Here is a 5,276-nt window from a genome sequence, read left to right as displayed (position 1 = left end):
CTCCTACAGGGGGTTACGGGGTGCTCAGACGCGCGTGCTGATCCAAGACACCAGCAGCGCCAACCCCAGGCAGGCGAAACCGAAGCGGTAGAAAAACCGGTTCATGCGCAAGGTCGCACCATCCAGCATCAACATTGGCTCATCGATGCGACGGCTCTGGCTCTGCGCTTCGAGGTTGGCCATCGCGCGTTGTTCACGACGACGCGTGGCGTGCAACAGCCAGCTGCCCGGAAAGGCCAGCAGCAAGGCGAGCAGGTTGATCAATTTGGCGGGATGGGCGGTAAACAGCGTCATCAAATGCAGCGACATCACGAACCTCGGACAAAACAGGTGTGGCGGAAGCCAGATCGACGACCGCGGCGCGGATTCTACCGAAAGCCGTCCCTCCTGCCCGCCGCTATACGATAAATAACTCACCATTTGGCAGATTCCTGCCCTGCGTCACGGCTTCGTCATCTGAATGCGCCAATCTCTCGCCCCACCAAAACCGACATGGATACCGTCATGCTGCACGCTGAAAACCAGGATCGCCTCTATCTCATTGCTCAAAGCGACGAACAACAAACTTTGGTCGGCAGCCTTGCCTTCAACGTTCAGGATCGTCATTGGCTGGTGTATTGCGCGCTGGGCGGGCATCAACATGCGGATCTGCCGGAGGCGGATTTGCTGACAGGGGTGAGTGTGCTGGAGTTTTACTCGCAAGCCGCCTGACACCGCAGCCCCCTTGTAGGAGCGAGGCTTGCCCGCGAAGGCGGCCTCTCATTCAACATTGATGTCGCCTGACACACCGTCTTCGCGGGCAAGCCTCGCTCCTACACGGGATCGGCGGTGCAGGCACAAAAAAGCCCGGGGCCATCACTGGCGCCGGGCTTTTTGATTTCAGCGAAAACTTATTCGCCGAGAATCTGACCCACGGTCGGGTCCTTGAACAGGCGCGTCAATGCATCGCTCAACACATCGCTGACCAGCTTGGTGTTGGTTTCCTGGTTCGGTGCCATGCCGAAACGCTGGTCCAGGGATGCACCGTAACGACCGCTGTAGCGGCGGTTGGCGTTCTGCACGTCAGAGCGGAAGGTCGCGCCGATGGTCGCCTCGGTCACATACATGCCTTCTTTAGGCGACTGATACTTCAGCTCGGCCAGGGTCACGGTCAGTTGCGGGGCATTCGGCGCATTGTTAGTCGGGGTAAAGCCGAGCAAGCGCACGGCCGCTTCGGCCTGGGCCTGCAGCTTCGGTAGAATCTGCGCGCCCTGCACCGTGATCGCGCTGGTCTCCGGATACAGACCGCCACGGGTGCCCAGGGTTGGCGACGGACGACCGTCCACCACACGCACCACGACTGGCTGGCCATGGCCGACCGGTGCCAGCTGAGTGGTCAGCTTCGGCTCCGGACTCAGTTGTTGCGGGCTGTGGGCGCAGCCAACCAGGGTCAAACTGGTCACAGTGATCAAACCGAACAACAGGCGTTGCAACATGCTCTTCTCTCCAGAATCAGGCACAAACAGGCCGGCAGTATAGCGGTGCGCCACTGCGGGTAACTAGCGTCATGCAACGAATACCAGAATCTCAGACAAACCCCGTGGACCGCGGTTCCTGTCACACATCGTTCACCCTCCTTTCACCTGCGCGTCACGACTTGCTGACAACGTATGCGGTAAATCCCACGAGGTATTTCCCATGCGCCTTCTCGTCTCCCTGTTCACACCGCGCCCGTTGCATCGCTGCTTCGCCCTGCTCGACCGCAACGGCCATTGCCAGGCATTCAAGCAGTGCAGCCTCCAGCCGATGGGCGATGGCTGGGTCGAAATCGAAGAAATCCGCCTCAACTGGCTGCACCATCCCCTGCCCGCCAGCGCCCGTGTCAACCAGCGCCAACCCCGTGCTCGCGCTCAACAACTGCTGGCGACCTGACCAGACGCCTAATAAAAGTCATTAAACACGTCCATTTCCCCGCGTTTCTTAGATACAATCTCCCCCCGATTATAAGGACGTCTCCTGATCGGGCCTCGCAGCAATCGTCAATGCTTCGGTATTGGCACCCCGCACCGCCCACAGAGAGCCGCCCACACAGATCGAGTGAAGCTGGCGCGCTTGCTGTTCCTTGAGCAAAAACCCCACTTTTCGCGAATCTGCAGAGCTGTCATTACGCTCGGTCACTGAGCTGTTTGCCCGTTTTGCCTGTCATGTATTCCATGGCGGCGATCCATCCGGGCACGGTGCCAGGCTGGGACAGCCCTTTTTTGAGGTTCACGTCTTCAAAAGAGCGTGAAAAAAACGGGTTTTCACAACTTCACAAGAGTGTGGCGAGCAAATGAATAGTTTTGCGTCTGAACATGCACCATTAGCGTCTGAAACAGCCCAACGACACAGGACCGAGTATTCCTCGAACACCGGAGCCTGAAGCCTGTCCGCTACGGATTTGGTTGCACAAACGGATGTCTCGACCATAAGTCGAATTGCCAGTCGCGCGTTGAAATGAGTTCATTGACCTCATAAACCCGGCCGGTAGCGTCCGTCGAAGTTGCGATAAATTGCGAAGATTCGGACATGGCGACACTGCCATGGGTACCTGGGGCATCACTGACACGCCCTGAACGCCTGGCAGCCATGCCGACAATTTGGTGCTGCAGATTTTGGAGACGCGTTAAATGGCGCATAACGAAGCAGTCGACGTAGTACTGGTTGGGGCCGGCATCATGAGTGCCACCCTCGCTGTACTGCTCAAAGAGCTCGACCCCGCGATCAAGCTGGAAGTCGTCGAGCTGATGGATTCCGGTGCCGCGGAGAGTTCCAACCCGTGGAACAACGCCGGTACCGGTCACGCCGGGCTGTGTGAGCTCAATTACACGCCGCAGGCCGCCGACGGCACCGTCGACATCAAGAAAGCCGTGCACATCAACACTCAGTTTGAAGTGTCGAAGCAGTTCTGGTCCTACCTGACCAAAAAAGGCACCTTCGGCTCGTGCAAGACCTTCATCAGCCCGGTGCCGCACCTGAGCTTCGTCCAGGGCGACAGCGGCGTGTCCTTCCTCAAGGAACGCTTCAAGGTGCTGAGCAAGCACCACGCCTTCGCGGACATGGAATACACCGAAGACAAGGCAAAAATGGCCGACTGGATGCCATTGATGATGCCGGGGCGTGACGCTGGCGAAACCCTCGCCGCCACCCGTGTTATCAATGGCACCGACGTCAACTTCGGCGCGCTGACCAACCAGTTGCTCAAGCACCTGACCAGCGCACCCGATGCCCAGGTCAAGTACTGCAAGCGCGTGACCGGCCTGAAGCGCAACAACGGCGGCTGGACCGTCAGCATCAAGGACGTCAACAGCGGTAACACCCGCGAAGTCGACGCCAAATTCGTGTTCCTCGGTGCGGGCGGCGCGGCATTGCCGCTGTTGCAGGCCTCGGGCATCGAAGAAAGCAAAGGCTTCGGCGGCTTCCCGATCAGCGGCCAGTGGCTGCGTTGCGACAACCCTGAAGTGGTCAAGCATCACCAGGCCAAGGTGTACAGCCAGGCTGCCGTGGGTTCGCCACCGATGTCGGTGCCGCACCTGGACACTCGCGTGGTCGATGGCAAGAAGTCCCTGCTGTTCGGACCTTACGCCGGTTTCACCACCAAGTTCCTCAAGCACGGCTCCTTCATGGACCTGCCGATGTCGGTTCGCGCCGGCAACATCGGCCCGATGCTGGCCGTGGCGAAAAACAACATGGACCTGACCAAGTACCTGGTCAGCGAAGTGATGCAGTCGATGGAACAGCGTCTGGATTCCCTGCGTCGCTTCTACCCTGAAGCGAAAGCCGAAGACTGGCGCCTGGAAGTGGCCGGCCAACGGGTGCAGATCATCAAGAAAGACCCGAAAAAGGGCGGCGTTCTGCAGTTCGGTACCGAACTGGTCGCGGCCAAGGACGGTTCCCTTGCTGCCCTGCTGGGTGCTTCGCCAGGCGCGTCGGTGACCGTTTCGATCATGCTGGAACTGATCGAAAAATGCTTCCCGGCCCAAGCGTCCGGCGAGTGGGCAGCCAAACTGGCGGAAATCTTCCCGGCCCGGGAAAAGGTTCTGGAAACCGATGCTGCGCTGTATCGCAAGATCAACGCGCAGAACAACATCGCGCTGGAACTGGTTGAAGAAAGCAGCGAGACACCAAGCTTCGCTTGATTCGGCCCCATAAAAAAGCCCCGCTCTCATTGAGAGCGGGGCGTTTTTTTATGCCTGTTTCACGACAAACCTGATTTTGTAGGAGCCGGCTTGCCGGCGATGGCGGTAGCTCTGACACACCGCGTTGCGCCCATCGCCAGCAAGCTGGCTCCTACAGGAACAAGGATTACTTCAGCCGCGGGCTTTTTCGATCAGTTCGATGTAGTCCGGTGCGTTGCGCTGATCCTTGATCAGGGCAACGAAGTCATTGCCGTGCTCGTCCTTGCCGTCCAGATCAAATCCGGCCTCGACGAAGAACGTCAGAAAACGCTCGAAGTCGTCGATGCGCAGGCCACGGTAGGCCTTGATCAGTTTGTGCAGGGACGGCGAAGTGGCGTCGACCGGTTCGAAATCGAGAAACAACTTGATCTGCTCGTCGCCGATCTCGTCACCAATCACTTGTTTCTTATCTTTACGCATTGCCGACTCCAGCTCGCAGACATTTCACGGGGCGGGCAGTTTACCCCTCACTGGCCGCCGGGCTCAACGCGGACGAACGGCCCCGGTGTGCAGATCGGCCCAGACATGACCGTTGGCGTAGCTGAGGAACTGGCAATACACCGTGTCATTGCGCAGCAAGTCGATCACCACGCGGTATTGCGCCATCGGGTAAAACAGCGTCAGGGTTTTGCTCTTGTCGTCGTAGATCGGCTTTTTCAGGCTTTTGCTTTCGCCATCGAAGTTGACCAGCACCTGATTGATGGTCGCGCCCTTGTTCAAGGATTTGCCCTTGAGGCGGATCAGCAGCGGAGACGTTACCGGGATCGGCTGTTGAGTGGACTGCCGTTGGCTGCCGACCACCACCGAATACTCGGTGACCTGCAGCAATTGTTGCTGCTCCGGTTCGGCATCACGCAGCGTCAGGTCGTCAGGCGGCAGAAACTGCCCGTGCATCAGCGCCGGCGCGGCGGCCAGCGGCAGGCTGAGGGTCAGCAACAGGGCGGCGCAGCTGCGGATCAAAAGGCTCATGACGGGCTCCGAAAGGCGGGGCCGGGCACTTTAGCATGGGTACACACCGTCCCTGTAGGAGCGTGGCTTGCCCGCGAAGGCGGTGTGTCAGTCGATAACTAAGGGACTGAC

General features: G+C 59.0%; 7 protein-coding genes. 3 read left to right on the top strand and 4 right to left on the bottom strand.

Going from position 1 to position 5,276, the window contains the following annotated elements:
• Nucleotides 1-24: 24 nt before the first annotated feature.
• Nucleotides 25-309 carry a hypothetical protein gene (locus KGB27_RS30825; RefSeq protein ID WP_223450266.1) on the bottom strand — a complete coding sequence of 95 codons (285 nt, stop codon included), beginning with the start codon at nucleotides 307-309 and terminating at the stop codon, nucleotides 25-27.
• Between the two features lie 195 nt (nucleotides 310-504).
• Between KGB27_RS30825 and KGB27_RS30820 the strand changes: the two genes are divergently transcribed.
• Entirely contained in the window at nucleotides 505-711 is a 207-nt protein-coding gene (locus KGB27_RS30820; RefSeq protein ID WP_008025908.1) for a hypothetical protein, read from the top strand.
• Nucleotides 712-890: 179 nt separating this feature from the next.
• On the opposite strand, the gene KGB27_RS30815 is transcribed toward KGB27_RS30820, so the two are convergent.
• Complete coding sequence (locus KGB27_RS30815) at nucleotides 891-1,475, bottom strand: YajG family lipoprotein (RefSeq protein WP_192228955.1); 585 nt, start codon at nucleotides 1,473-1,475, stop codon at nucleotides 891-893.
• Nucleotides 1,476-1,677: 202 nt separating this feature from the next.
• On the opposite strand from KGB27_RS30815, the gene KGB27_RS30810 reads away from it, so the two are divergent.
• On the top strand, nucleotides 1,678-1,911 hold the full coding sequence (locus KGB27_RS30810) for a hypothetical protein (RefSeq protein ID WP_008025904.1): 234 nt from the start codon (nucleotides 1,678-1,680) through the stop codon (nucleotides 1,909-1,911).
• A gap of 737 nt (nucleotides 1,912-2,648) precedes the next feature.
• Complete coding sequence (gene mqo, locus KGB27_RS30805) at nucleotides 2,649-4,157, top strand: malate dehydrogenase (quinone) (protein WP_008025902.1); 1,509 nt, start codon at nucleotides 2,649-2,651, stop codon at nucleotides 4,155-4,157.
• Between the two features lie 171 nt (nucleotides 4,158-4,328).
• On the opposite strand, the gene KGB27_RS30800 is transcribed toward mqo, so the two are convergent.
• Complete coding sequence (locus tag KGB27_RS30800; RefSeq protein WP_008037237.1) at nucleotides 4,329-4,616, bottom strand: PA4642 family protein; 288 nt, start codon at nucleotides 4,614-4,616, stop codon at nucleotides 4,329-4,331.
• Nucleotides 4,617-4,679: 63 nt separating this feature from the next.
• Nucleotides 4,680-5,165 (bottom strand): hypothetical protein, encoded by a 486-nt coding sequence (locus KGB27_RS30795; protein WP_008025899.1) that lies wholly within the window; start codon nucleotides 5,163-5,165, stop codon nucleotides 4,680-4,682.
• Nucleotides 5,166-5,276 lie beyond the last annotated feature (111 nt).

Source organism: Pseudomonas sp. BF-R-01 (assembly GCF_019946615.1).
GTDB lineage: Bacteria > Pseudomonadota > Gammaproteobacteria > Pseudomonadales > Pseudomonadaceae > Aquipseudomonas > Aquipseudomonas migulae.
The sequence above is the reverse complement of the archived record's forward strand: the minus strand, read 5'-3'. Positions and strand labels throughout refer to the sequence as shown.

Bases quoted from the DNA above. Each gene is read 5' to 3' on its own strand.
- KGB27_RS30825 (WP_223450266.1), bottom strand. From the start codon at position 309: ATGTCGCTGCATTTGATGACGCTGTTTACCGCCCATCCCGCCAAATTG.
- KGB27_RS30820 (WP_008025908.1), top strand. From the start codon at position 505: ATGCTGCACGCTGAAAACCAGGATCGCCTCTATCTCATTGCTCAAAGC.
- KGB27_RS30815 (WP_192228955.1), bottom strand. From the start codon at position 1,475: ATGTTGCAACGCCTGTTGTTCGGTTTGATCACTGTGACCAGTTTGACC.
- KGB27_RS30810 (WP_008025904.1), top strand. From the start codon at position 1,678: ATGCGCCTTCTCGTCTCCCTGTTCACACCGCGCCCGTTGCATCGCTGC.
- mqo (WP_008025902.1), top strand. From the start codon at position 2,649: ATGGCGCATAACGAAGCAGTCGACGTAGTACTGGTTGGGGCCGGCATC.
- KGB27_RS30800 (WP_008037237.1), bottom strand. From the start codon at position 4,616: ATGCGTAAAGATAAGAAACAAGTGATTGGTGACGAGATCGGCGACGAG.
- KGB27_RS30795 (WP_008025899.1), bottom strand. From the start codon at position 5,165: ATGAGCCTTTTGATCCGCAGCTGCGCCGCCCTGTTGCTGACCCTCAGC.